23 protein-coding genes and 1 pseudogene are annotated in these 24,155 nt (G+C 70.0%); 13 read left to right on the top strand and 11 right to left on the bottom strand.

All coding sequences use genetic code 11. The features are described from left to right. Positions 1-69: 69 nt before the first annotated feature. The 3 genes from ABD858_RS02325 to ABD858_RS02315 form a co-directional block, all read right to left on the bottom strand. The gene (locus tag ABD858_RS02325) at positions 70-621 is read right to left on the bottom strand and encodes a YciI family protein (RefSeq protein WP_345034186.1); all 552 of its coding nucleotides are present in this window, start codon (positions 619-621) and stop codon (positions 70-72) included. Between the two features lie 44 nt (positions 622-665). Beyond that, complete coding sequence (locus ABD858_RS02320; RefSeq protein ID WP_345034184.1) at positions 666-917, bottom strand: hypothetical protein; 252 nt, start codon at positions 915-917, stop codon at positions 666-668. A 110-nt stretch (positions 918-1,027) separates the two neighbouring features. Next, complete coding sequence (locus ABD858_RS02315; protein WP_345034183.1) at positions 1,028-2,401, bottom strand: YhgE/Pip family protein; 1,374 nt, start codon at positions 2,399-2,401, stop codon at positions 1,028-1,030. A gap of 269 nt (positions 2,402-2,670) precedes the next feature. Between ABD858_RS02315 and ABD858_RS02310 the strand changes: the two genes are divergently transcribed. Continuing rightward, positions 2,671-3,318, top strand: a complete 648-nt coding sequence (locus ABD858_RS02310) for a MerR family transcriptional regulator (RefSeq protein WP_345034181.1) — start codon at positions 2,671-2,673, stop codon at positions 3,316-3,318. Positions 3,319-3,341: 23 nt separating this feature from the next. Here the strand turns inward: ABD858_RS02310 and ABD858_RS02305 are convergent, their stop codons facing one another. Next, positions 3,342-3,872, bottom strand: a complete 531-nt coding sequence (locus ABD858_RS02305; protein WP_345034180.1) for an NTPase — start codon at positions 3,870-3,872, stop codon at positions 3,342-3,344. Between the two features lie 104 nt (positions 3,873-3,976). On the opposite strand from ABD858_RS02305, the gene ABD858_RS02300 reads away from it, so the two are divergent. From ABD858_RS02300 to ABD858_RS02280, 5 genes are all read left to right on the top strand, one after another. Further along, entirely contained in the window at positions 3,977-4,429 is a 453-nt protein-coding gene (locus tag ABD858_RS02300; protein WP_345034178.1) for a YbhB/YbcL family Raf kinase inhibitor-like protein, read from the top strand. A 432-nt stretch (positions 4,430-4,861) separates the two neighbouring features. After that, entirely contained in the window at positions 4,862-5,389 is a 528-nt protein-coding gene (locus tag ABD858_RS02295; protein WP_345034176.1) for a DoxX family membrane protein, read from the top strand. 149 nt (positions 5,390-5,538) lie between these two features. After that, a complete protein-coding gene (locus ABD858_RS02290; RefSeq protein WP_345034174.1) occupies positions 5,539-6,060 on the top strand; it encodes a hypothetical protein in 522 nt (173 codons plus the stop codon). A gap of 10 nt (positions 6,061-6,070) precedes the next feature. Next, positions 6,071-6,739 carry a vitamin K epoxide reductase family protein gene (locus tag ABD858_RS02285; RefSeq protein ID WP_425586136.1) on the top strand — a complete coding sequence of 223 codons (669 nt, stop codon included), beginning with the start codon at positions 6,071-6,073 and terminating at the stop codon, positions 6,737-6,739. A 49-nt stretch (positions 6,740-6,788) separates the two neighbouring features. Continuing rightward, positions 6,789-7,493, top strand: a complete 705-nt coding sequence (locus ABD858_RS02280; RefSeq protein WP_345034172.1) for a response regulator — start codon at positions 6,789-6,791, stop codon at positions 7,491-7,493. Positions 7,494-7,500: 7 nt separating this feature from the next. Here the strand turns inward: ABD858_RS02280 and ABD858_RS02275 are convergent, their stop codons facing one another. Continuing rightward, complete coding sequence (locus ABD858_RS02275) at positions 7,501-9,108, bottom strand: sensor histidine kinase (protein WP_345034170.1); 1,608 nt, start codon at positions 9,106-9,108, stop codon at positions 7,501-7,503. A 351-nt stretch (positions 9,109-9,459) separates the two neighbouring features. Here ABD858_RS02275 and ctaD point away from each other — a divergent pair, with 351 nt between their 5' ends. Continuing rightward, a complete protein-coding gene (gene ctaD / locus ABD858_RS02270; RefSeq protein ID WP_345034169.1) occupies positions 9,460-11,082 on the top strand; it encodes an aa3-type cytochrome oxidase subunit I in 1,623 nt (540 codons plus the stop codon). Positions 11,083-11,112: 30 nt separating this feature from the next. Next, positions 11,113-11,652 carry a hypothetical protein gene (locus ABD858_RS02265; RefSeq protein ID WP_345034168.1) on the top strand — a complete coding sequence of 180 codons (540 nt, stop codon included), beginning with the start codon at positions 11,113-11,115 and terminating at the stop codon, positions 11,650-11,652. Positions 11,653-11,659: 7 nt separating this feature from the next. On the opposite strand, the gene ABD858_RS02260 is transcribed toward ABD858_RS02265, so the two are convergent. Beyond that, positions 11,660-11,794 (bottom strand): hypothetical protein, encoded by a 135-nt coding sequence (locus ABD858_RS02260; protein ID WP_345045076.1) that lies wholly within the window; start codon positions 11,792-11,794, stop codon positions 11,660-11,662. A gap of 235 nt (positions 11,795-12,029) precedes the next feature. On the opposite strand from ABD858_RS02260, the gene ABD858_RS02255 reads away from it, so the two are divergent. The 4 genes from ABD858_RS02255 to ABD858_RS02240 all read left to right on the top strand — a co-directional run bounded on the left by ABD858_RS02255 (position 12,030) and on the right by ABD858_RS02240 (position 15,161). After that, positions 12,030-12,476, top strand: coding sequence for a universal stress protein (locus ABD858_RS02255; protein ID WP_345044219.1), 447 nt, complete (start codon positions 12,030-12,032; stop codon positions 12,474-12,476). A 129-nt stretch (positions 12,477-12,605) separates the two neighbouring features. Beyond that, a complete protein-coding gene (locus ABD858_RS02250; RefSeq protein WP_345034167.1) occupies positions 12,606-13,112 on the top strand; it encodes a hypothetical protein in 507 nt (168 codons plus the stop codon). A 17-nt stretch (positions 13,113-13,129) separates the two neighbouring features. Then, positions 13,130-14,377, top strand: a complete 1,248-nt coding sequence (locus tag ABD858_RS02245) for a PP2C family protein-serine/threonine phosphatase (protein ID WP_345034166.1) — start codon at positions 13,130-13,132, stop codon at positions 14,375-14,377. A 166-nt stretch (positions 14,378-14,543) separates the two neighbouring features. Then, a complete protein-coding gene (locus tag ABD858_RS02240) occupies positions 14,544-15,161 on the top strand; it encodes a DUF4232 domain-containing protein (RefSeq protein WP_345034165.1) in 618 nt (205 codons plus the stop codon). 144 nt (positions 15,162-15,305) lie between these two features. On the opposite strand, the gene ABD858_RS02235 is transcribed toward ABD858_RS02240, so the two are convergent. From ABD858_RS02235 to ABD858_RS02225, 3 genes are all read right to left on the bottom strand, one after another. Beyond that, on the bottom strand, positions 15,306-16,265 hold the full coding sequence (locus tag ABD858_RS02235; RefSeq protein ID WP_345034164.1) for a glycosyltransferase family 2 protein: 960 nt from the start codon (positions 16,263-16,265) through the stop codon (positions 15,306-15,308). A 135-nt stretch (positions 16,266-16,400) separates the two neighbouring features. Beyond that, positions 16,401-16,820, bottom strand: coding sequence for a hypothetical protein (locus ABD858_RS02230; RefSeq protein WP_345034162.1), 420 nt, complete (start codon positions 16,818-16,820; stop codon positions 16,401-16,403). Between the two features lie 155 nt (positions 16,821-16,975). Continuing rightward, positions 16,976-19,378, bottom strand: a complete 2,403-nt coding sequence (locus ABD858_RS02225) for a glycosyltransferase (protein ID WP_345034161.1) — start codon at positions 19,376-19,378, stop codon at positions 16,976-16,978. Positions 19,379-19,572: 194 nt separating this feature from the next. On the opposite strand from ABD858_RS02225, the pseudogene ABD858_RS02220 reads away from it, so the two are divergent. Then, positions 19,573-20,020: pseudogene (locus ABD858_RS02220) on the top strand (winged helix-turn-helix domain-containing protein); the annotation flags it as partial. Between the two features lie 110 nt (positions 20,021-20,130). Here the strand turns inward: ABD858_RS02220 and ABD858_RS02215 are convergent. After that, positions 20,131-21,276, bottom strand: coding sequence for an ABC transporter substrate-binding protein (locus ABD858_RS02215; RefSeq protein WP_345034160.1), 1,146 nt, complete (start codon positions 21,274-21,276; stop codon positions 20,131-20,133). A 122-nt stretch (positions 21,277-21,398) separates the two neighbouring features. Continuing rightward, a complete protein-coding gene (locus ABD858_RS02210) occupies positions 21,399-24,080 on the bottom strand; it encodes a SpoIIE family protein phosphatase (protein WP_345034159.1) in 2,682 nt (893 codons plus the stop codon). Positions 24,081-24,155 lie beyond the last annotated feature (75 nt).

Below are 24,155 nucleotides of genomic sequence, written 5' to 3'. Positions count from 1 at the left end.
CGAGTGAAACGCGCTCGCGCTGAGCGATCCGAAGGGCTTCGGCGGTAACGTCGGCCGGATGTCCTCGGGTTATACCGGCCGCCCGCCGAACTGCCAGTGGTGCACCTCGATGTCGGCGTACCGGTCCGGGGCCAGGATGGCGCGCGCCGTCTCCAGGTCCCGTGCCCGGACCAGCACCGCCGTGCCCAGCCAGGTGGCGCCGTTGTCGGACAGCAGCGGCCCGTAGGCGATCAGCTCGTCCCGGTCGGGCGGCACCGCGAGGTCGGCGGCCTGTCCTGTGCCGAGGCCGAGCACCAGGTATCGATTGCCGCCGGTCCGGCCGCCGGGGAAGTCCCACATGGTGCGCCCCAGCGTGTTGCGCCACCGTCGCAGCAGCACGTCCCGGTAGACGCCGGCCTGGTAGTTCGGCTCGTCGAAGGCGAACGCGCGGGCGGCGACGGGATCGGGCAGGTCGACGATGTGCACGCTTCCGGTGGGTGTCTCGCCGTCGCCGGCGAGGGTCGGGCCCCGGGCGATCATCTCTTTCGCGTACCGGTCCATGTAGGACCAATGCTCTTCCAGCAGCTCGTCGCGCAGGGCTACGGAGTCGGGCCGGTCGCGGTGGTAGCAGAGGAACTCCATGCTTCACAGGGTCCCTTCAAGGAGGTAACAAGGTCGAGCGGGTTTCACTGCGAGTGCTGCTCGGCAGCCTCATCCAGAAGCACGCGTGCCGACTGCGCGTAGCGGATGGTCGTCTTCTCGTCGATACCGAGGACGAGGGCGAGGTGGAGCGGGTCGGCGCCCTGGGGGAGGACCTCCTCGAGCCGGCGTCTGACGCGGAGCCGTTCCTTCCGGACCGTGTCCTGAGGCGGCAGGTTCGGACGCCGAGGGCTCGACGGTGGACGTCGTATCCGACGACCACCGCCGAGCCCTGTCATGTGCGCCGCTTCCCCGTCCCCACGGGGCGGCGCGCTCAGGAGCCGCCTCCGCTCGGAACGGCCCCGCTCGTGGGGCGACCTCCGGATGAATCCCCGGGGTCGCGTGCCGGTCAACCGGCCGGAACCGGGTGGGGCTCAAGCCCCTCGATCGGGGATCGGTGCAGGCCCTTGCGGTCGTAGAAGCGGGTCATTCCGAAGCCGAACAGCAGCGCCACCACGAAGCCCACGCCGATCATGGTCCAGCCACGGCCGAGCCCGGCCTCGGTCTGTGCCCCGAAGTAGAGGATGGACCGGACACCGTCGACCACCTGTCGGAAGGGCTCGAACTCGGCGAGGAAACGGTAGAAGTCCGGAAGCGCCTCCAACGGGATCGTGGCGCCCGCCGACGGAATGGCGAAGCCGATCAGCACCAGCATGGACAGCAGCTGGCCGGGCATGCCGAAGACCGCGAGCAGAGCCAGCGCGGTGATGCCCATCGCGGTGGTGGCGCAGGCGCCGTAGATCCACAGGAGCGCCAGGTGCGAGGCGTCGATGCCGACGATTTTCACGGCCGCGACCAGTGTCAGGGCGGACGTCACCAGTGACAGGGCGGCCATGAGCCCGCAGGCCACGGCGAAGTGACGCGTACGGCTGATGCGCTCCGCGGGCTTCGCGCGGCGGAAGGGGCCGTAGTCGCTGGCCGCGTACCCCAGCAGGGCGTCCAACTGGGTGTGGATCACATTGGCGCCCAGCATGCCGCCCAGGACGAGCACCAGGGTGTAGAAGAACGCGCTCAGCCCGAGTCCGCTGTGGGTGCCGAGCTCATGGCCCTCCTGGACCGTCACCGCGACCGGGTCGGCGAGCAGCAGCTGCTCGGCCGTGCTCGGCTGCTCGGCCTTCACCGCGTGGTCGGCCTGCTGCTGTGCGTGATGGCTCGGCTTCTTCTCGGCCTGTGCCGCCTGCTGCTTCGCCTGCTGGCTCAGTTGCTTGCCCAGCTCGGTGGAGGCGGCGTGGGCCACCTTCTGGTTGATCTCGGCGGCCATGCCGGAGCCGAAGCTTCCCGAGGCCGGGTTGGTCAGCACCTGCATGGTGGGGCGTTTCGGGTCCTGCTGGGGGAGGGCCAGCGCGGCCACGGATGCCGAGAAGTTCTCGGGGATCACCAGGGCGCCGTACGCCTTGTCCTTCCCCAGCATCTCCTCGGCCTCGCTGCGGCTGACCTGCTTCCAGGCGACCTTGTCCTTCAGGTCCGGGGAGTGGGCGACCTTCGAGGTGATCTGCGCGCCGATGTTGATCTGCTTCCCGCCCACGGTCACGCCCTTGTCGGCGTTCACCAGCGCGATCGGCAGATCGTGCGTGGCGCCGACCGGGTCGTTGTTCGCACCCATGTACAGGAGCGAGAGCACGAAGGACAGCAGGCCGAGGATCAGCGCCGACGGGAGCCACAGGCTCCGTCGGCGCAGCACCTTCCGTCCGGGCGCCCGACGGGCGTGCATCGGCTCAGACATGGCGCCTCCCCTCGGAGAGGGCCGCCATGGATGCCCTTTCATGACAAATGGCTCCTGTACGACATGAGACCGGCAAGTCTGCTCCAGATGCGATGTCGCGCCACGGTGCGCGTGAGACGTGCAACAGAAGGCGGTCCAGCCCTCCGGCCCGGCGGGCCCAATAGCTGGATACCTTCACTATCCAATAGCTGGATACTGACACTATCCAGTCCGGCTTGTCGAACCGAGATGCCGCGATACTGGTCACAGCACGGAATCGAGGGGAGCGCATGAGGATCTCGGAACTGAGCCGACGGTCGGGGGTGCCGGTGGCGAGCATCAAGTACTACCTGCGGGAAGGATTGCTGCCCGCAGGCCGCGCGATGGGCGCCACCCTGGCGGAGTACGGCGAGGAGCACGTCCAGCGCCTGCGTCTGATCCGGGCGCTGACCACGCTGGGAGGGCTGTCCATCGCCGCTGCTCGCGAGGTGCTCGCCGAGATCGACCAGCCGCATGATCCGCTCGCCATGCTCGGCGTCATCCACTACGCCCTGCGTACCCCGGCCGATGCCACCGAGGCGACCGGCGACGGGGAGCTGACGGAGCGCGTCGACGGCCTCGTCGACGCCATGGAGTGGGACATCTCGGAAGCCTCGCCCCACCGTCGCGCCCTGGCCGCGAGTCTGCAGGAGCTCGGCCGCCTGGGAGTGGACTTCGGCGTGGACGACCTCCTCCCGTACGCGAGGCTGGCCGCCGCCGTGGCGCGGCTGGATCTCGACCAGCTCGACGGCATCGAGGACCGGATGGTGCTCGCCGAACGGGCCGCGATCCTCACCCTGCTCCTCGAACCGGTCCTCGCCCTGCTCCGGCGGCTCGCCCAGGAGGGCGAGTCACGTCGCCGCACAGGGGCGGCCGCCGCACCCGACACCGCGTACTGAGCCCCTTCGGCGGGGCCTGCCTCTCATCCGTGTTCCAGCCGGGCCGCCAGCTCCTCGGGGAGGGCGTCCCGGTTGGCCTGGGTCAGACGGACGACTGCGACGCCGGACCGCTGCTTGAGCGCATCGGTGAACGGGTCGATGTGCGCATGGACGGTGGCGACGATGTCGACGTCGGCCCCGAACAGCGACCGGACCGTCTCGCGGAACGGGACATAGGCCAGTTCCATCCGGCCGAGCTCGTCGATGAGTACGAGCTGCCCGGGAGCAGGGTTCCTGGACGCCTGCTCCAGGGACGGCAGTGCCAGCCGTTCCATGACGCCGAGGTCGACCCCGTACCGGCCGACCCGGGGCGGGCCCGGGAAGCCGGCATGGGCGAGCACGGCCCGTCGGCCGTCCAGGGTCTCCAGTGCGAAACCGATCCGTGTGCCGCCCTCGCGGATCTCCTCCGTGGTGAAGCCGATGACGTCACGGGTGTGCAGCAGCGTTGCCAGCCGGCGGACGGCGGTGGTCTTGCCCACGCCCGGGCGTCCCTCGATCAGGATTCTTGTCGGCATGTCGTGCGCATACCCGGTTCGTGACCCTGACCGGACTCGGCCGATCGGGTTCTTCGCGCGGCAGGACCGGTGCTGCGCGTGCCGTTGCGGGTATGGCCGCGCGCATGACTGGAATCGAGCTCATGAGCACGGCATTCGGCGATCACCAGGAGATCCCGCGTCGCCACAGCGGCGAGGGGCAGGACATCTCGCCGGCCCTGTCCTGGTCGGCGGCGCCGGAGGGCACCGCGGAACTGGTCCTGCTGTGCGAGGACCCGGACGCCCCCGGGGGGACGTTTCTCCACTGGCTGGTCACCGGTATCGATCCGGCGAGCTCGGGAGTGGCGGAGGGCGAGACACCCCCGGGCGGCCACGAGTGGCCGAACGACTTCGGCCGAGTGGGCTGGGCCGGGCCGATGCCTCCCCCGGGGCACGGGCCGCACCGCTACTTCTTCCGCCTGTGGGCGGTGTCCGAGCCGCTCCCGCTGCACGGCCGGGCGAAGAGCGACGCAGTGCACCGCGCGCTGAAGGGAAGGGAGCTGGCCGGCGGCACGCTGATGGGGACGTATCAGCGCTGACCCGGTGTGCGCGCCTGTCCCAGTCGTGTGGGCCCCGTGTCGTAGGTCGCGGGCTCCCTCCCAGCGGCCCAGGAGCATGTCCTGGCGGCCTTCGGCGAGCGCGGTGTCGCCGAATGCCGGATTGTAGAGCGGTGCCCGCTCACCGCGGTGCAGCCAGGCAGACATGACGGTTCCCCCGCTCGGGTACGTAACGCACGCTCCGTTCCGCCGGGACGGGACCGCTGAACTGGAAGACCTGCCGGTCGAATCCGGGGTGCTGAGAGGCGCGGATGGAGAGCAGCGTCGAGATGGCGGGTGCGCCGGTCGTGACGCGGGGGACGTCAGCTGTCACACGACCCGGTCGGCCCAACAAGACCGCCGCTCCGCACCGTCTCCGCCGGAGAGTGGAGGGGTGCGGCATCCAGCACGGTCCACGCTCACCGGGAGACGTCCATGGCATTCGGCAACCGTCGCGACCTCGGCCTGCTCGTCCTGAGGACCGGCACCGGCGCGGTGCTGGCGGCGCACGGAGCGCAGAAGCTCTTCGGCTGGTTCGGCGGCCACGGCCTCGGCGGCACCGCCAAGGCGATGGAGGCCATGGGCTTCACCCCGGGCAAGCTGAGCGCGATCGCCGCGGGGCTCGGTGAGGCGGGCGGCGGGGCACTGCTGGTCCTCGGTCTCGCCACGCCGGTGGCCGGGGCCTCGGCGGCGGGCGCCATGGCGGGCGCGGCGGCCGTGCACGCGCCCGCGGGCTTCTTCGCACAGAGCGGAGGCTTGGAATACCCTGCCTTCCTCGGCTTCGTCGCAGCCGGCATCGGCCTGGCGGGCGCCGGGCGCTACTCGCTCGACCACGCCACCGGCCGTGTCCTGGACCAGCCGTGGACCGTGGCGCTGGCCTTCGTCGGCGGGGCTGCCGCGGCGGCGGCCGTGCTCAGCCGGCGGGCCAGGCATCTGGCGTCGCAGCCGGCCCCCGAGGAGTAGGTGCTCTTAGGGCCGTTCGGCCCCTACCAGCGCAGATCACCTCCCCTGTTGACTGGCATCGACCGCCACCGGTACCTCCCCCGGCCGGTGGCGGTCGAAGCCTGTCGGCGGCCGTCGCGGACACGGATGAGAGCGGACGGAGTTGAGCGGTGATCGCAGCGGTGGGGCATGCGGATCTGACCCTGGACACACTGGAGCTGGTGGAGAGGGAACTGGCCACGCTGCTGGACCGGGTGGCGGAGCGCGCGACCGGACTGGTGCGCGCCGGGGCGGGGCTCCCGGTGGTCTTCGGCCGGGCTGTCCGCGCCGCGGGGCGGCAGTTGGTCGTGCTTCTGCCCACGCAGCAGTCCGTGCCTGCCATGCTGCCCGGACGCGACCGGCCCGCGGCAGGAGAGCTTCTGGTACTGGCCGAGCAGGTGCGCCTGTTGCCGTACGACCCGGAGGACCGCCACGCATGCGTGGCGGCCGACGAAAAGATGATCACCGCCTCCCGCCGTCTGCTGGCCGTGTGGGACGGATCGCCGTCCAACGGCCGGGACGCCACGGCGCACCTGGTGGCCTTCGCCCGTGCCCGGGGCATTCCGGTCGACGTCGTCTGGCCGGCCGGCGCCCGCCGGACCGACGCCCCGGCGCCCGCCCGGGGGACCCGCGGAGGCTTGTGTGCGAGGTGACCTGTCCGCCGTGCGGGACACTGCGACGACCGGCGAAGTGCGTACGATCGTCCGCCCGGGAGCGGACGCGCGGACGGAGGGCGCCGCGCGGCGCACGACCGGGGCCGGACGCGCCTTCGCCTGGCTGCTGACGGTCACCGGGGCGCTCGGCATCCTGGCCTCGTTCGTGATCACCATCGACAAGATGAGACTGGCCGAGAATCCGGACTTCCGTCCCTCGTGCAGCATCGGTCCCGTCCTGTCGTGCACCAATGTGATGCTCAGCGACCAGGCCTCCGTGTTCGGCTTCCCCAACCCGCTGCTGGGGCTGGTGGCCTATCCCGTGGTGGTCATGGTCGGCGTCGCGCTGCTGGTCGGTGCACGATTCCCGGGCTGGCTCTGGATCGGGCTGAACCTGGGCACGCTCTTCGGGGCGGTCTTCTGCATGTGGCTGATGACACAGGCGCTCTACGTGATCGGCGCCCTGTGCCTGTGGTGCTGCCTGGCCTGGGCCGTCACCGTCACGATGTTCTGGTACACCACCGTGCACAATCTGAGGCACGGCATCGTACCGGCGCCGCGCCGGCTGGTGATCGGTCTGATGGAGTTCCACTGGGCTGTGCCCGTCGCCTGGCTCCTGAGTATCGTCATGCTGATCGCGGTCCGGTTCTGGTCATACTGGCAGTCACTGCTCGTATGACACGCCGTTCCGTCCCTGTCCGTTCCGTCCCCTGGCCTGAAGCACTCTCATGAATACTGATGACATTCCTGCCGCCCCGCTGCGGATCTTCCTGCTCGACGACCACGAGGTGGTACGACGGGGGGTGCGCGATCTGCTGGAGGCCGAGCCGGACATGGTCGTGGTGGGTGAGGCGTCCGACGCGCGGGAAGCCCTCGCCCGGGTGCCCGCCGCACGGCCGCAGGTGGCGGTCCTCGACGTACGGCTCGGCGGTGACAGGGACGGGGCCGGCGACCACCAGGGTGTCGAGGTGTGCCGTGAACTCCGGGCGAGCATGCCCGAACTGGCCTGCCTGATGCTGACGTCCTTCGACGACGACGAGGCCCTCTTCGGCGCCATCATGGCGGGCGCCTCCGGCTATGTCCTCAAGCGCATCGGGGGCTCGGAGCTGATCACCGCCATCCGGACGGTCGCGGCGGGGAAGTCGATGCTGGATCCCCGCGCGGTGACGCGGGTGATGTCCCGGCTGACGACCCCGCAGCCCGCGCCGACACCCAGCCGGCTGGACCGGCTGTCCCCGCGCGAGCACGAAATCCTGGAACTCATCGGTGAGGGGCTGACCAACCGGCAGATCGGCGAGCGGCTGTTCCTGGCGGAGAAGACCGTCAAGAACCGGATCTCCTCCATCCTGTCGAAGCTGGGTGTGGGCCGTCGGGTCCAGGCGGCGATGATCGCGGAGAAGGCCCGGGAGCAGCGGGCCGCGGACGCCGGCTGATCCTGCTTCAGTTCGCGGGCAGCGGTACGCGCCACTCGATCCGGGTCCCGCCGGCCGGTGGAGAGGTGACGGTCAGGGAACCGCCGAGGAGTTCGGCTCGTTCCCGCATATTGGTCAGACCGCCCGTGGGTGTGGCGCTGCCGATGCCCACCCCGTCGTCGGTCACCGTGAGCGTGATCTCCTTCTCGGCCGTCAGCACGATGTCCACCCGGCGTGCGGCGGCGTGCCGGGCGGCATTGCTGAGCGCCTCGGTGGCCACCGCCAGGACGTGCTCGGCGAGTTCCGCGCTGATGTTGGTGTCCACGGGACCGTTCACCAGCAGCGACGGTGTGAACCCCAGGGACTGGGTGGCCGAGCGCGCGGTCTCGGCCATCCGCCGGCGCACTCCGGGTCCGCCCCGGTCGTCCGTGTCGGAGCGCAGGTCGAAGATGGTGGACCTGATGATGTCGATGGTCGTGTCGAGGTCGCGCACGGCCCGGCCGACCCGCTCGGCCATTTCCGGGCGCTCGATGCCCCGCTGTGCGCTCTGCAGGGTCATCCCGGTGGCGAAGAGCCGCTGGATGGCCAGGTCGTGCAGATCCCGGGCGATACGGTCCCGGTCGTGCATCAGGGCCAGTTCCTCGGACTCGGCCCTGCGCTGGGCGAGTTCGAGGGCGAGGGCGGCCTGGCCGGCGAAGCCGGAGATCAGCTGCACCTCGGTGGCGTCGAACTCCGGTCCGCCCGACAGGCGGCTCAGCCGCAGGGCACCGGATGCGGAAGCACCGACCGGGAGGGGCACTGCCACGGTCGGCCCGTAGGCCGCCCTGTCGTCCCCGAGTGCGTTCCCGCGGGGGTCGGTGGAGAGATCGGCGCTGACCGCGGGCCGGCCGTCGTGCGCGGCCATGCCGGAGAGTGAGCCCCGCACGGGAACGGCCAGCCGGCTCATGCGATCCGCGTCGTGGCCGCAGGCCACCCGAACCGCCAGTCGGCCCGGTTCCTCCGGGTCCGGGAGCAGTACGGCCGCCGCGTCCGCGCCCGCGACATCCCTGGCCCGTTCGGCGATCAGCCGCAGCACATGGTCGGCGCCGATGCCGGAGAGCAGGCTGCGGGTGATCTCGCCCAGTGCCTCCAGCCAGCGCTCCCGGCGTCGGCTCTCGTGGTACATACGGGCGTTGTCGATGGCCACTCCGGCCGCGATGGACAGCGTCGTCAGTACGGCCTCGTCGTCGGCGTCGAAGCCTCGGCCACCGCGCTTCTCGGTGAGGTAGAGGTTGCCGAAGACCTCGTCGCGCACCCGGACGGGGACACCCAGGAACGTACGCATGGGCGGGTGATGGGCGGGGAAGCCGTAGCTGTTGCGGTGCTGGCTCAGGTCGTCGAGCCGCAGCGGCACGGGATTGTGGATCAGTTCACCGAGAATGCCGCGCCCGCACGGTGTCTGACCGATCGCGGCCACCATCTCGTCGGCCATGCCCACCGGCAGGAACTGTGACAGCCGCTGACCGTCACCGACGACGCCCAGCGCTCCGTACTCCGCGTCCGTCAGGGTCACCGCCGCTTCGACGATGCCACGCAGCACCTGGGGCAGTTCCAGTCCCCGCCCCAGGTTCATCACGGCATCGAGCAGGCTGTGCATACGGTCCGGCGTCCGTGGGTGGGGCCATGAGGGATGCCGGCCGTCTGTCACTGTGTCTGCCATTTCTCCGCTTTCCTGAGGTACCTGCTGGGCATCAGCGTATGTCACGGCACGGAAGGTCCATGGACCCTACCCGGGGGGCTGAACGGCCCTATCGGGGCCTCCCTCCTCACCGTTGATCATTGGGCGGCGGCCGGGAAGGCCGTGCGTCCCCCGTATCCGCGTCCCTTCCCGGCCCCGCACGAACATCGCAGAGTTGGAGGTTGCCCGCCGGTGGACGGGTTGCAGATATCAGAGAAGCAGGCGGTCGAGCTCCGCCCCCGCCAAGGGGAAGAAGCCGAGAGATCCCGCATGCACGTCGTGGTGGACTGGCTGACCACCACGGACCACAAGAAGATCGGGACGCTCTATCTCGTCTCCGCGTTCTTCTTCTTCATCGTCGGTGGCGTCATGGCGCTGCTGATGCGTGCCGAACTGGCCAGGCCCGGCATGCAGATCATGTCGAACGAGCAGTTCAACCAGGCCTTCACGATGCACGGCTCGGTCATGCTGCTGCTGTTCGCGATGCCGCTCTTCACGGGCTTCGCCAACTGGATCATGCCGCTGCACATCGGCGCGCCCGATGTGGCCTTTCCCCGGCTCAATATGCTGTCGTTCTGGCTGTACCTCTTCGGGTCGCTGATCGCGGCGGGCGGCTTCCTCACGCCCGGCGGCGCCGCCGACTTCGGCTGGTTCGCCTACGCCCCGTTGTCGGACGCCGTCCACTCGCCCGGACTCGGCGCCGACTTGTGGATCATGGGCGTGGCGCTGTCCGGATTCGGCAGCATCGCGGGCGCCGTCAACTTCGTCACCACGATCATCTGCATGCGCGCCCCCGGAATGACCATGTTCCGCATGTCGATCTTCACCTGGAACGTGCTGCTGACCGCCCTGCTGATCCTGATGGTCTTCCCGGTCTTCGCCGCGGCGCTCCTCGCGCTGGAGATGGACCGCAAGTTCGGCTCGCACATCTTCGACGCCTCCAACGGCGGTGCGCTGCTGTGGCAGCACCTGTTCTGGTTCTTCGGCCACCCCGAGGTCTATGTGCTCGCGCTGCCGTTCTTCGGCATCGTCTCCGAGGTCATCCCGGTCTTCTCCCGTAAGCCGATGTTCGGTTACATGGGCCTGGTCGGCGCCACGATCGCGATCGCGGGTCTGTCGGTGACGGTGTGGGCGCACCACATGTATGCCACCGGCGGTGTGCTGCTGCCGTTCTTCTCCTTCATGACCTTCCTGATCGCGGTACCGACCGGTGTGAAGTTCTTCAACTGGATCGGCACCATGTGGAAGGGATCGCTGTCCTTCGAGACCCCGATGCTCTGGGCCACCGGCTTCCTGGTCACGTTCGTCTTCGGCGGAGTGACCGGAGTGATTCTGGCGGCGCCGCCGCTGGACTTCCATGTGACCGACTCGTACTTCGTGGTGGCGCACTTCCACTACACGCTCTTCGGCACGGTGGTGTATGCGATGTTCGCCGGCTTCCACTTCTGGTGGCCGAAGTGGACCGGCAAGATGCTGGACGAACGGCTCGGCAAGATCACCTTCTGGACCCTCACGGTCGGCTTCCACGGGACGTTCCTGGTGCAGCACTGGCTGGGTGCCGAGGGCATGCCGCGCCGGTACGCGGACTATCTCGCCGCGGACGGCTTCACCCTGCTGAACACCGTTTCGACGATCAGCTCGTTCCTGCTGGGCATGTCCTTCCTGCCGTTCTTCTACAACATCTGGAAGACCGCCAAGTACGGCAAGAAGATCGAGGTCGACGACCCGTGGGGCTACGGCCGCTCCCTCGAGTGGGCCACCTCCTGCCCGCCGCCCCGGCACAACTTCACCATGCTGCCCCGCATCCGCAGCGAATCACCGGCCCTCGACCTGCACCGTCCCGAAATCGGTGCCGCGGAGACCGCGGCGGCCGCAGAACTGGTCAGTCGCTGACCGAGCCGCACGCCAGGAGGAGGAAGCGCGATGTCTCATATGGTGCTGGCACTGGGAGCCGCGGTGATCAGCGGGTCCGGCTGTGTCTGGTTCGTGCCCGCCGTCGTCGACCTGCGGGCGGGGGACGACCGTCTGCCGTCCCGGCGCTTCGCCGCCTGGGCCTGTGTGACCGGCTGGGCGACAGGTGCGGCGCTGGCCCTGGTGCTGCTGGTGGCGCGGAGCTGGCAGCCCGTCTGCGCGGTGGCCGCGGCGGGTGCGGCGCTCACGGCCACCCTGGCTGTGCGCGCCCGCACCTGCCGGCGACGCGAGGAGGAGGAGTCGATCCGGCGTTGGAAAGCCCTGCGCTGTACGGGGCCGGTCGGCGCCCCGGACAGGTCCCGGGCCGTCTTTCTGGCCTGGGCCCTGTCGGGACTCCTCGTCGCCGGCACGGCATCCGCGGCGGTCATCGCCACGGCCGGCCACTCCGGCACGATGACGGCTGCCCTGGCCGGTGCGCTGGTCTGTGCCCTCTTCCTGCTCCTGGCGTGCATGCGCGCGGTCGCCGCACGCGGCCGCGCCGGCCGGCTCTGACACCCGGTCACCTGGTTCTTCGGTGGAGGCGGCGCAGACAGGGGTCGTGTGCCTGCCGGGCGTCGAGCACCTCGACACCGTCCGGCCGGGCGAGAACGGGATCGAGGTCGGCCTCCGCGAGCTGCGGCAGATCACCGGCCATACGGGAGAGCCCAGAAGCAGCTGAGAAGGGTGCCCACACCGCGGTGGTGCCAGTGGTCGTCGACGGCGAGCGCGACCTCCGCGGTGCTGCCGTCGCCGAGCCGCCCGTCGTACGGCCCTCAGGGCGGTCACCCGCGACGGCCGTTTTCGTGCTGCTCCTGGCCGTCCTCGTCTGGCGACATGCCCCGGAGTCGCGCAGCGTGGAATGCGGGGGACGGCAGAAGGGTGGAACGGCAATGGACAGGAAGGGTTCGGCTCCGCGCGTCGTGGTGGGTGTCGACGGCTCGCCTTCGTCGCATGCGGCGTTGCGCTGGGCGGTCCGGCACGCCGCTCTGATCGGGGGCACCGTGGAGGCGGTGGCGGCCTGGGATCTGCCCGGAGCGCACGGGTGGTCGGCTCCGGCGGTGGACACCGAGTTCGACGAGGAGGCGGCGGAGCGGAGCCTCGTCGAGGAGGTCCGCAATGTGCTCGGCGAGGAGGGCGCCGCCCGGGTGCGTGAGCGGCTCGTGCGGGGAAACCCGGCCGAGGTGCTGCTGGACGCTGCAGAGGGCGCCGAGGTGCTGGTGGTGGGCAGCCGGGGCCGGGGCGGCTTCCGCCGGGCCCTGCTCGGTTCGGTGAGTCAGCAGTGCGCCCTTCATGCGTCCTGCCCGGTGGTCATCGTCCGTCCGGACGTCAGCGTGTGAGGCGCCGGCTCCGGTACGCCATGAAGCAGCGTGCGTCCCGGCAGTCACTCGAATGCCTTATCAGGACGGGCGCCGAGGAGGGAGGCCTCATTGACTGGGGGCGGCGGTCGTCCGACCCTGGGAGGCAAAATGAGAACGGCAACTGGAAACGTGGCGGCGAGCGCCGTGCTGGCGACCATCGTGGCTTTCGGCGCCGGCGGATGCGGGGGCGGTGAGGGAGCTCCGAGCAAGACCCCGTCCGCGGTCGCCTCCGTGGCCGAGTCCGCGAAGTCGGTCATCTCGTCGGCGGCCTCCCGCGCATCCGAGGCCATCGCCTCGGCGACGGCCTCGGCACAGCAGAAGTTCAACGAGATCAAGCAAGGAGTGAATGCCAAGAACGAGGTGAAGCTCGGCGCTCCGACGACGGACAGCGAAGGACGTACCACAACTCAGGTTTCCGCGAAGAACACCGCCGATTCCACGAAGTCGTTCCTGGTGCAGGTGAACTTCCTCAATCCGGCCCACGAACTGCAGGATCTGTCCGTGGTGACGATCGAGAACGTCGCCGCCGGAAAGACAGGCACCGCGACCGCGCGCAGCACGCACAAGCTGTCGGGGACCATCACCGTGGAGGTCGGCAGGGCTCTTCGTCATTGATCGACAGGGATCAATCGATGAGGAATGACGACGGGGCAGGCGCGGCCCAGGACCGGCTGAGAAGGCTGCTGGGCGCCATACGTGCGATCAGCACGGAGCTGGAGCTGCCCGCTGTGCTGAGCCGGATCGTCTCCACCGCGATGGATCTCGTCGACGCCCGCTACGGCGCTCTCGGCGTCCTCGACGAGCGGCACGAGAAGCTGGAGGAGTTCATCACCCTCGGCCTGACCGACCAGGAGCTGGAGCGCATGGCCGATGTCGGGGCACCTCATGGCAAGGGCCTGCTGGGGCACCTGATCCACCACCCGGAACCGCTGCGGGTGAACGACATCTCCGCCCACCCGGAATCCGTCGGCTTCCCTCCCGGACACCCACCCATGCGTACGCTGCTCGGAACCGCGATCCGGGTGCAGGACGAGGTGTACGGGGACCTGTATCTGTCCGACCGGCGTGACGGGCAGCCGTTCGACAGTGACGATCAGGCCGTGGTCGTGGCGCTCGCGGGCGCCGCGGGCGTGGCGATCGAGAACGCGCGCCTGTTCGAGCAGGTCCGGGCCGGTGCGGAACGTTTCCAGCGTCTCCTGCTGCCCCGCCTGCCCGACCTCGCACCCTTCACCGCGGCCGCCGAATACCGGCCGGCGGCCGGCCGCGAGCTCGGCGGCGACTGGTACGACGCCCTGTTCCTTCCCGACCGGGTATGTGCGCTGGTCATCGGCGACGTCGTCGGCCACGATCTGCACGCCGCCGCGGTGATGTCTCAGACACGGAGCATGCTCCGTGCCCTGCTGTACGAGCGGCTGACCCCGCCCAGCGCCGTGCTCTCCCAGCTCGACCGCACTCTGGACGCCATCACCGACAGCCCCGTCACCACCGCTTGCCTCGCCCGCGTCGAGCCCACGGGCCCGGCATGGACGCTGCGCTGGAGCAGCGCGGGTCATCTCCCGCCGCTGATGGTCACCCCCGACCGCAGTGCCCGGTACCTGGACGGCGAACCCGGCCTCCCCCTCGGCGTGGATCCCCGGCGGCCCCGCCCGGACCACACACATCCCGTGCCGGCGAACACCACCCTGGTGCTCTTCACCGACGGCCTGGTCGAACATCCCGGCCGCGCCCTCGACGAGTCCCTGGCCGACCTCGCCCGGATGGTCACCGAGCAGGCCCACCTCCCGCTGGACGAACTGTGCCGGACGCTGGCCGACGGCCGGCTGGCCGGCGGTCACGACGACATGGCCGTGCTCGCCCTGCGCACCCCGCCCCACCCTTGACCGCCGTGTCCATCCCCCTGTGCACGACGGACCCTCCACCGCCGCTCTCTCGTCACCGTCGTGTCACAGCCGACCGGACGGAGAAACCGCCGCCCGGCAAGGCGGTGTGTACGGAGGCGAGCACCGGCGAGTGACCGGCACCCCTCCATTCCGCTCGGGAGGCGTCATGCAGTACGGCAACAGCATTCGCAGCGCCGCGGTGGCGATGGTCGTGGCCTCCGCGGCCGCACTCCTGGTGACCGGGTGCCGGTCCGGCGGTGACGAGGCAGGGGCGGACGCGCCGAGCTCCGCCGCCTCGTCACCCGCCGCGGGGAGCGCATCACCGGCGAGTGCGGCACCGGTGCCTCCGTGCACCGTGGGCGAGCTGAAGGCGGACGCGCATCAGGCGGCGGTCCGGCCCAATGGCACGGGGATCGGAGCGGCGGTCGTCGGATTCACCAACACCTCCGGGCACCCGTGCACCCTGCAGGGCTTTCCGACGGTCGCGGGGGCGGGCAACGGATCACCGGACCGCAACGTTCCACTGGCGGTGACCCGCACGGGCTCCGCGTCGCCGGTCGCGCTCGCTGCGGGTGGCACGGCATGGGTGAAGCTCACCTTCGTCCAGGTCCAGGGCGAGGCCGACGGCTACTGCGAATCCGGTACCACGCCGTTCAGCTACCCGACTCTGGTGGTGGGCCTGCCAGGGGCCGGGGCGCACCAAGTCGCCCTGGAGGACGGGCTCTTCGCCGAGTGCGACAACAAGGTGACCGTCACCGCGGTGTCGGCGGTGCAGCCTTCCTGAGGCCGGGAGGCGTCACCGAGGGGCCCGTCGTCCGCCTGTCCAGGGCGTGGTGACGCGCTTCCGGGCATGGCCGGCGAGGCTCGCGTCCAGCGCCGCGCCGGCTTCCTCCAGCGGGTGGACGGTTGGGATCTCGACCGTCACCGATCAGATGGCGGGAGCCGTCGGAACCCTCTGGACGGTCGGGCCGGCGGTGCCGTTGTGAGCGGCCAGCTCCCTCTCCAATCGCTGGATGTGGTAGTACTGCACCCGCGCGGTGCGCTGCAGGGCCATGACCGCACCGAGGAACTGATCCATCTCCGCGGCCCGGGTGAGGATGTCGTCGGGTACGTGCTCGTCCCGCAGGCAGGCTTCCGCGTCCTGGCTGAGCACGGCCTGGGCCCAGCCACGGGTGATCGGCTTGAACAGGCTCGGGTGGTTGGCCACGATCCGCGCCCGGATGGCCAGGTCGTTCTCTGCGGCTTCCAGGTGGAGTCCTGTGTCCTTGTTGCGCGCCCCGAACAGCAGCTCATGGATATGGTGAGCATCGAAGCCGTGTTCGGCGCAGCCGATCCAGAAGTCCCAGTCCTCACCTGCCCGCATGCTCTCGTCGTACCCGCCCACGGTCTGCCAGGCCTCACGGCGGTACAGCGAGCAGTAGAACATGATGAGTCGCTGGAGCAGCAGTTCTCTGCTGTAGGCGGGGAGGGGCATCGCCTGCGGGGGCAGATCGTCGTCGGTGAACGTGAACACATCGGTCGAGGCGATGGCGATGCCGGGGTTGCTGTCCAGGACCGTGACGGTCTTCTCCAGCATCGTGGCCGCGATCACGTCGTCGGCGTCCAGCGGAAGGATATAGCGGCCGGTGCCGGCCTCGATCCCGGCGTTGCGCGCGGCGGAGACACCGGCATTGGCCTGCTGGAGCAGCCTGATGCGCCGGTCGGGATGGCCGGCGATCAGAGCCTCGGCCACCTCGACCGTGTTGTCGGTGCTGCCGTCGTCGACGATGACGAGTTCCCAGTCGTCGAAGGTCTGGGCAATGACGCTGGACACAGCCTCGGGCAGATAGCGGGCGTAGCCATGGCAGGGGATGACCACCGAGACCGCAGGAGCGGAACTGTGGGACATACGCGCGGTCCTTCGCTTCGGAACGGGAACGGGAACGGGAAGGGGGAGGATCCAGGGGGATCCGATGACCGGTTCCGGCATATCGGGCGTCGGGCGTGCCCCCCGCCCTGTTCCAGGGCCACGCCGGAGCGGCTGTTAGCCCTGGTACTGCCACGACCTGTGCTCGTACCTGTGCTCGTTCTTGTGGTGCGGCCTCTCGTGCCTGTGGTGGCCGTAGTCACATATGGTGACGTTGCCCACGGGCGCGGAGTGGCCGTAGTCGGTCACGGTCATGTTGCCCACGGGCGTACAGCAGCGCCCGTAGTCGGTGACGGTCATGTTGCCCACAGGCGTGCAGCAGTGCCCGTAGTCCGTGATCGTGACGTTGCCTATCGGAGGACACGGGCGATCGGTTCCGGGGATGAAGGTGACGTCACCTATCGGCTGCTCCTGCTTTGCCGATGCGGTCGGCGTGTCCGGGCCGAGGGCGGCGTAGGCCGCCTCCGCGGTGTTGAGCAGTCCGGCGGTGGCCAGTGCGGCGGGGAGCGCCAGCGAGGTGATGACACGGGCTCTCATAGCGGGCCTTTCTCCTGGGGATTGGAGGACCTGCCCTGTGATGCCGGTCGACTCCACGGCAGGGCAGTACCACCACCGTAAGATTTGAACACATAGTGTGTCAAAAGGGCTACGCACTGTTACCGGCTGTGCCGGAGCCCTTGCGACCCCGCCGTTCAGGAAAGCGACACGGCCTCGCTGTGAGCCACCTCCTGGGCATGGTGCGGATGCAGCACTTCCAGGTCGGGCAGCGCCCAGCATGCGGTGCCCATGTCCCGGGCCATCGCGGCCAGCCCCTCGGTCTCGATGAGGTGCTGGTAGGGGAAGGGCGGGAAGGTCAGGCCCTCGCGGTGCAGGTCGGCGCGTACCAGCAACGCGGTACCGCCGACCGAGTCGACGCGGAGGAGTCCCTGCCCGCGCAACTCGTCGAGGTAGGTACGGCCGAATCCTCTGGGGGGCTGAAGGATGCCGTCGCGAAGCCACTGGGACCAGTTGAGCGTGCCGGCCCTGGGGTGAAGGACGAAGGTGTTGAGGTCGTACGTGGGCCCACCGGGCGCGGTGGCACAGTGCGGCACGACGATGTCCTTGCGCGCGCCGAGCAGGCGCTGGACGAGGTCGGTCGGGTAACCGGTGACATCGACGTCGAGCCACAACACCCACTCCTCGTCCGTGAGGGCACGGGAGAGCAGATGGTTGCGTACCTTGGCCAGCACCGACCGTCGCCGGCGCTGGATGCCGGGCTCCCAACGGGGTCCGGCCAACTGGAGGCCGAAGTCGCGGCGCACGAGGGTGACCCGCCGGTACTCCGCCTCGAGGCCGGGCAGGACCTGCTGGAGCAGCTCCGGCGTCGTGTCCCGGCTGTCGCCCTCCAGCAGGCCCAGCGAGATCGCCTCGCGCGGGTAGTCCAAGGCGCGAAGCCGGTCCAGATAGCCGGGCAGGAACGTGGCCGCGTCCTTGACGGGTGTGAGCACCAGCAGGAGAGGTCGCTCGCTCGCCGGTGCCGGAGCGGGCTCGACGGCTTCCCGCTGTCTCCGCTCGGAGGCCCGGGCGGCGGCGGGACCGGTCTCGGCGTGGGCGATGTCCGCCGGCTCGATCGGCAGCCGGGTCGCCATGGCCAGCAACTGCTCGGTGTAGGCGCCCGGTTCGGCCCAGATCTCGGTCGCCACATCGAAGTGCTCGGCGAAATGGGACTCGTTGAACGTGTTGTTCCCATGGCATACGTACGTGTACAGCTCGGGCGCGTCCACCTGTACGACCCGACAGGTCCGGACCACCTCTTCCGCCACCGGGGTGTCCTCGCCCCGGCGTTGGGCCGGGTAGCGCGGGAGTCGGTCCTTCGCGCACACCATCGACCCCTCCCAGACCCGCGCACAGGAGATCGCGAGCTTGTGCCGGGCGGGCCACCACAGCCGCTCGCGGACGAGGAAGCACGCCTCGGCGCCGAGCGCGAGAATCGCCGCCATCTGCGTCTCGACCCGCTCCGGGTCGTACAGGTCGTCGTCGTCCCACTGGCATACGTAGGGCCCGGTGGCCCGCTCCACCGTCTCATTGCGCAGTTCGCCCAATGTCCGCCCCTCCGGGGGGAGCCGGTGATGGCGGATCCGGGAGTCGCCCAGGTCGCGGATGTGCTGCTCGAGGGCGTCACTCGTGCCGTCCTCCACCACGACCAGTTCCAGATTCGGGTAGGTCTGGTTGCGGAAGCACGTGATCGCGCGTCGCGCCGTCGCCGAGCGGTCCTTGGTCACCATCAGGCATGACACCGTCGGCGCGGGCGCGCCCGAGGCCCAGCGGCGGCGCTGCGCATCGAGGCTGAGCATGCCGTCGGCGAGCTGGTGCAGCTCCTGGCTCGCCCAGAACGGGAACCGCTTGCCGGCCGAGATCCGCGGCGCCCCGTCGGTGTCGCACGTCCAACTGCCCGACCAGTGGTGCACGGCGTACGCACGGTCGTAGTCGGCATCCTGCGGGCCGAACAGCTCGGTCGCGTACGGGCTCACCTCGGGGTACAGGACTTCCGGGCCGAGAACCGTGATCGAGCCGGGCTCCGGGGCGCTGTCGATCGCTCTGGTGAGGAAGAACGGACCTGTCGCGTCCAGAGTGCTCGGCAGCTTGTGGGCGCCGACCAGCCGGCGGTGCACATGGGCCCAGAAGGGGTGGCCCGGCCGCGACGCGATGAACGCGTTGCCGATGATGCGGCCGAACCCGCGCCGACGGGCCAGCAGCAGCCTGGTGTGCGCCTCGGGCTCGCAGCCGAGGACGAGTTCGTGCCCATCGAGGATTTCGGACACCGGGCTCAGGCACTCGAAGTCCAGATCCGCGTAGAGCCCGCCGAAATGATCGAGCAGGAAATAGCGAATTGCGTCGGCCCGCATGATCGCTTCGGGATAGCCGTCGTAGACCGGAAGGAACCACGGATAGTGCTCCTGGAGGAATGCGCGATTGTCCGCGTCGGTCCACAACCGGTACCCCCAGTCGGGGTTGTGGAGCCGCCAGGAATCAGCCCACTTCTGCCATTTCGGGGGTGGATCCGCGTCTTTCCATGTCTGGTGGATCAGGGCAGGAATTTCCTTCTGTGCAGGCATTCGCACAGTATGTCGGGCCGCTTGGCCGGCGGGATTTCCCGGCAGGACACCTCGGCGGAACATTCACCCGCGCGGTCCACCGCGGGAGGCGCGCCGTTTGCCCGACGGTTTGCTGTCGCCGCACTCCGGGCCCGCCGCCGCAAGTGACCCAGGTCGCACTTGCGGTCCTGACCCGGCACCGAGAGCAGCATCCAAAGGACGGCGAGTACGACGAGGCCGAGGGCCTGGACACCGGCGCGGACGATTACCTCACCAAGCCGTTCTCCTATCTCGTCCTCGTCGCCCGTGTCCGCGCACTGCTGCGCCGCCGCACCCGCGCCGGCTCCCCGGTGCTGCGCATCGGCGACCTGACCGTGGACCCCGACGCTCGGCGCGTCCACCGGGCACGGCAGGAGATCACGCTCACCGCGAAGGAATTCGCCGTGCTGCGCCAGCTGGCCGTACGGCCTGGTTCAGGTCGTGTCGAAGTCCGACATCCTCGCCGAGGTGTGGGACTTCGCCTACGAGGGTGACCCGAACATCGTCGAGGTCTACATCAGTGCCCTGCGCCGCAAGATCGATGCCCCGTTCGGGCGTCGGTCCATCACGACCGTACGAGGAGCGGGTTACCGCCTCGAAGCCGACGGGGACATCGGTGCGTAAGCCGTTCGCCTCCGTACGTGCCCGCGCCGCACTCGGCGCGACTGTGGTCGTGACCGGGTTCGCCGACCAGCCGGACAACGCGAGCGACCGACCTTCGAGTTGCCCGGCCCTCAGCCCGGGAAGACCTCGGTCCAGCCGCGGTCGACGGTCTTCATCGCCTTCGCCCGCTGTGCCTCGGTCGGGAACGTCGGCGTGCCTTCGACCGTCGGCAGTTTCTCCGCGGCTTTCTTGTCGAGGGTGCCGTTTTTCTCCATGGCGTTCATCAGGACGGGGCGGGCATAGGCTCCGAGCCGGAGGTTCTGGCCCTCGGGGCTGAAGAGGTACTCCTCCCACAGACGTGCCGCCGCCGGGTGCGGGGCGTGCTTGTTGATCGCCTGCGCGTAGTACTGGGCAAAGCTGCCGTCGAAGGGTATGGCGGTCCGCCAGTCCACGTCCACGCCCTTCGCGCGGAACTCGTCGGTGTATCCGAGGTTGAGGAAGTCCCAGGAGATGCTGATCGGCGTCCGGCCCTTCGCGATCGTGGCCGTGGTGGATTCGACCGGGATGAAGTTGCCGCTCCTGCTGAGCTCGGCGAAGAAGTCGACACCGGGCTGGATGTCGTCGAAGGAACCGCCGTTCGCCAAGGCCGCCGCGTACACTCCGGCGAAGGCGGAGCCGGACCTGGGGGGGTTGCCGTCGAGCGCGACCTGGCCCTTGTACTCGGGCTTGCGCAGATCGGCGAAGGTCGCGGGGCAGGTCTTGACACGGTGGGCGTCGCAGCCGATCGAGATGTAGCCTCCGTAGTCGTTGTACCAGCGGGCCCGCGGGTCCTTCTGATTCTCGGGGATCTCGGCGAATGCGGCGACCCTGTACGGAGCGAGCAGATGCTGCCGGGCCGCGGACTGCGCGAACGATCCACCCAGGTCGACCACGTCGGGGGCGCGGCCGTTGCCCCTGTGCTCCTTGATGGCGTTGATCTCTTCCTGGCTGTTGCCCCACGGGTTCTCCACCACGACCTTGATCCCGTACTTCTTCTCGAAGCCGTCGATCAGTGCGCCGTAGTTGGCCTCGTCGGGCGGGATCGCGATCGCGTTGAGCCTGCCCTCCTTCTTCGCCGCCGCGGTCAGCGCGGTCATGCCGCCCGCGTCCGCGGCGGAGGTGGCCACCGAGGGCGCTCTGGGTGTGCTGGGGGGAGTCTCTCCACAGGCGCCGAGGGGTATCGCTGCGAGGGTCAGACAGACGGCGACGACGGCTGTACGGAGACGAGGTGCAGGCACGAAGGCTCCATAACGGGCGATCACGAACTCATCAAAGCCAGCGTACGGTCGGCCGCCTCGACAGCGCAGTGTCGGTCGGTGGCGCCCGCTGCCCGTCGAACGGCTGTCCTGCCGGCACGTTCTCAGAACGCCTCGTCGTCCCACTGGGCGAGGAGCGCCTCTCCCAGATCCTCCCCGGCCGGGGCGGCCTGGCCGTGGAGGGCCTGTTCGGTCCAGATGATCTTGCCGCGGGCGGTGTAGCGGGTGCCCCAGCGCTCGGCGAACTGGGCGACGAGGAACAGCCCGCGGCCGCCCTCGTCGGTGGTCTCGGCCCGGCGCAGGTGCGGGGAGGTACTGGACCCGTCGGACACCTCGCAGATCAGGCTGCGGTCGTGCAGCAGCCTTACCCGGATGGGCTCGGTGCCGTAGCGGATGGCATTGGTGATCAGCTCGCTGAGGATGAGCTCGGTGGTGAAGGCGATGTGCTCCAGGCCCCAGTCCGCCAGCCGACGGGAGCAGGCGCTGCGTACCGGGGACACCGCCGCCGGGTCGGGGGGCACGTCCCACTCGGCGATCTGCGCGGGGTCCAGCCGGCGGGTGCGGGCCACCAGCAGCGCGATGTCGTCGCTGGGCCTGGCGGGCAGCATCGCGTCGATCACCGCGGCGCAGGTCTCCTCCGGAGCGCGGGTGGGCCCGGTCAGGACGGCGCGCAGCGCCGCCAGGCCGGCGTCCGGGTCGTGGTCGCGGCTTTCGATCAGCCCGTCGGTGAAGAGCACCAGCGTGGAGCCCTCGGGCAGGGTCAGCTCGGCGGTCTCCACGGGCAGCCCCGCGCCCAGGCCCAGCGGCGGGGAGACCGGCATCTCGAGGAAGGACACGGTTCCGTCGGGGCGCACCACAGCGGGTCCCGGATGGCCGGCGGTGGCGGCGGTCACCTGTCCGGAGACGGGATCGTAGATGGCGTACAGGCAGGTGGCTCCGGTGATCCCCTGCCACTCCTGCTCGCGGGTGCCCTCGTGGGTGTCGATGTGGACGACCAGCTCGTCCAGGTGGCTCAGGAGCTCGTCCGGGGGCAGGTCGAGGGTGGAGAAGTTGTGCACGGCTGTGCGCAGACGGCCCATGGTGGCGGCGGCATGCAGACCGTGGCCGACGATGTCGCCGACCACCAGGGCCACCCGGGTGCCGGGCAGCGGGATGACATCGAACCAGTCACCGCCCACCCCGGCTTGGGCGGGCAGATAGCGGTGGGCGATCTCGACGGCGGACTGCTCCGGTACGACGCGGGGCAGCAGGCTGCGCTGCAGGGTGACGGCCATCGTGTGCTCGCGGGTGTAGCGGCGGGCATTGTCGATGGACAGCGCCGCCCGGGCGGTCAGCTCCTCGGCGAAGGACACATCCTCCTCGTTGAACGGCGGGGAGGCCTGCGCCCGCCAGAAGCCTGCCATTCCCAGCACCACGCCCCGGGCCCGCAGGGGCACGGCGATCAGGGAGTGGATGCCCTGGTCCAGAATCCCGCGTGCGCGGGCGGGGTCCTGGGCCCGCCAGCTCTGGGTGGCGCTGAGGTCCGCCTCCAGGACCGGGTGGCCGCCGGCCACCCCGGCGCCCCTGGGGCTGGTGGGAACGAACCGGATCAGCTCGCCCACGGGATAGAGCGGATGGTCGCCCTGAAGGCCGACGACGGCGGTGCGGCGCATCTCGGTGCTCGCTTCGGGCGGCTCCTCGCCGTGCAGCACCGGGTCCAGCAGGTCGACCGTCACGACATCGGCGAACCGGGGGACCGCCACTTCCGCCAGCTCCTCGGCGGTGTGCTCCACGTCCAGCGTCGTTCCGATCCGCACTCCCGCGTCGTAGAGCAGCTTCAGCCGCTCGCGAGCCACCTCGGCCTTGCCGGAGAGCGCCCGCAGTTCGGTGGTGTCCCGCAGCGTGACCACGCTCCCGGCCTGCCCGAAGGGGGCGGTGGGCCGGACGTTGACCGCCAGCAGCCGGTCGGCTGCCATGTGCAGTTCGTCGGTCGCGGTACGGCCCGACCCGATGAGCTCGACGATCCCCTCCTCCAGGCCCAGGAGCGCGACGTGCCGCCCTTCCGCGTCCATCGGCAGATCCAGCAGCCGTCGCGCCTCGTCGTTGGCCAGCAGCAGCAGCCGTCCGTCGCCGTCGACGATCAGCACGCCCTCCCGTACCGCGTGCAGCACCGCGTCGTGGTGCTCGTACATCCTCGTCATCTCGACCGGACCCAGGCCATGGGTCTGCCGCCGCAACCGACGGCTCACCAGTGCCGTTCCGCCCGCGGACAGGGCGAGCACCGCGGCCGCGCTGCTCAGGACGACCGGCAGTTGCCGGTTCACCATGCCCTGGACGTTCTGGACCGTGACCGGGGAGGAAACGACGGCGACGACGGAGCCGACGGCGTCCTTGACGGGGACCACCGAGACCACGGACGGCCCCAGGGAGCCTTTGAACGTCTTGGTGAATGACTTGCCGGCCGCGGCCTCGGCGAAGGGGCCGACGACGTGCTTCCCGACCTGTTCCGGGTTGCTGTGGGCCAGAGTGATCCCGTCGAGCGTGTACACGTTGATGCCGTCGACCCCGGCCGCCTTCCGGGCCGCCTCGGCGCTCGGCTGGAGCACCGCGCTCGGATGGGGGCTGCGCAGGGCCTCGAGGATTCCCGGAGAGCTCGCGAACGTCCCGGCGGCGGCGAGCGTACGGTGCTGGGCGTCCAGCATGGCGTCGCGCCGGGCCTGCACCACGAGGGCCACCACCGCGGCGACGACGAGCAGCACCACGACAGCCAGCTGCAGGAGGAACACCTGACCGGCCACGCTGCGCACGCTCAGCAGGGAGGACAGGCGCCGCGGCCGTCCCCTTCCCCTGTGGGGCCGGGAGTGCTCCCGATGCTCCTGGCG

The sequence above is a fragment of the Streptomyces sannanensis genome (assembly GCF_039536205.1).
Lineage (GTDB): Bacteria > Actinomycetota > Actinomycetes > Streptomycetales > Streptomycetaceae > Streptomyces > Streptomyces sannanensis.
This window is presented reverse-complemented; position numbering and strand designations above follow the sequence as displayed.

What these genes read in the sequence shown, in the direction of transcription:
- ABD858_RS02325 (WP_345034186.1), bottom strand. Translation starts at nt 621, where the DNA reads ATGGAGTTCCTCTGCTACCACCGCGACCGGCCCGACTCCGTAGCCCTG.
- ABD858_RS02320 (WP_345034184.1), bottom strand. Translation starts at nt 917, where the DNA reads ATGACAGGGCTCGGCGGTGGTCGTCGGATACGACGTCCACCGTCGAGC.
- ABD858_RS02315 (WP_345034183.1), bottom strand. Translation starts at nt 2,401, where the DNA reads ATGTCTGAGCCGATGCACGCCCGTCGGGCGCCCGGACGGAAGGTGCTG.
- ABD858_RS02310 (WP_345034181.1), top strand. Translation starts at nt 2,671, where the DNA reads ATGAGGATCTCGGAACTGAGCCGACGGTCGGGGGTGCCGGTGGCGAGC.
- ABD858_RS02305 (WP_345034180.1), bottom strand. Translation starts at nt 3,872, where the DNA reads ATGCCGACAAGAATCCTGATCGAGGGACGCCCGGGCGTGGGCAAGACC.
- ABD858_RS02300 (WP_345034178.1), top strand. Translation starts at nt 3,977, where the DNA reads ATGACTGGAATCGAGCTCATGAGCACGGCATTCGGCGATCACCAGGAG.
- ABD858_RS02295 (WP_345034176.1), top strand. Translation starts at nt 4,862, where the DNA reads ATGGCATTCGGCAACCGTCGCGACCTCGGCCTGCTCGTCCTGAGGACC.
- ABD858_RS02280 (WP_345034172.1), top strand. Translation starts at nt 6,789, where the DNA reads ATGAATACTGATGACATTCCTGCCGCCCCGCTGCGGATCTTCCTGCTC.
- ABD858_RS02275 (WP_345034170.1), bottom strand. Translation starts at nt 9,108, where the DNA reads ATGCACAGCCTGCTCGATGCCGTGATGAACCTGGGGCGGGGACTGGAA.
- ctaD (WP_345034169.1), top strand. Translation starts at nt 9,460, where the DNA reads ATGCACGTCGTGGTGGACTGGCTGACCACCACGGACCACAAGAAGATC.
- ABD858_RS02265 (WP_345034168.1), top strand. Translation starts at nt 11,113, where the DNA reads ATGTCTCATATGGTGCTGGCACTGGGAGCCGCGGTGATCAGCGGGTCC.
- ABD858_RS02260 (WP_345045076.1), bottom strand. Translation starts at nt 11,794, where the DNA reads ATGGCCGGTGATCTGCCGCAGCTCGCGGAGGCCGACCTCGATCCCGTT.
- ABD858_RS02255 (WP_345044219.1), top strand. Translation starts at nt 12,030, where the DNA reads ATGGACAGGAAGGGTTCGGCTCCGCGCGTCGTGGTGGGTGTCGACGGC.
- ABD858_RS02250 (WP_345034167.1), top strand. Translation starts at nt 12,606, where the DNA reads ATGAGAACGGCAACTGGAAACGTGGCGGCGAGCGCCGTGCTGGCGACC.
- ABD858_RS02245 (WP_345034166.1), top strand. Translation starts at nt 13,130, where the DNA reads ATGAGGAATGACGACGGGGCAGGCGCGGCCCAGGACCGGCTGAGAAGG.
- ABD858_RS02240 (WP_345034165.1), top strand. Translation starts at nt 14,544, where the DNA reads ATGCAGTACGGCAACAGCATTCGCAGCGCCGCGGTGGCGATGGTCGTG.
- ABD858_RS02235 (WP_345034164.1), bottom strand. Translation starts at nt 16,265, where the DNA reads ATGTCCCACAGTTCCGCTCCTGCGGTCTCGGTGGTCATCCCCTGCCAT.
- ABD858_RS02230 (WP_345034162.1), bottom strand. Translation starts at nt 16,820, where the DNA reads ATGAGAGCCCGTGTCATCACCTCGCTGGCGCTCCCCGCCGCACTGGCC.
- ABD858_RS02225 (WP_345034161.1), bottom strand. Translation starts at nt 19,378, where the DNA reads ATGCCTGCACAGAAGGAAATTCCTGCCCTGATCCACCAGACATGGAAA.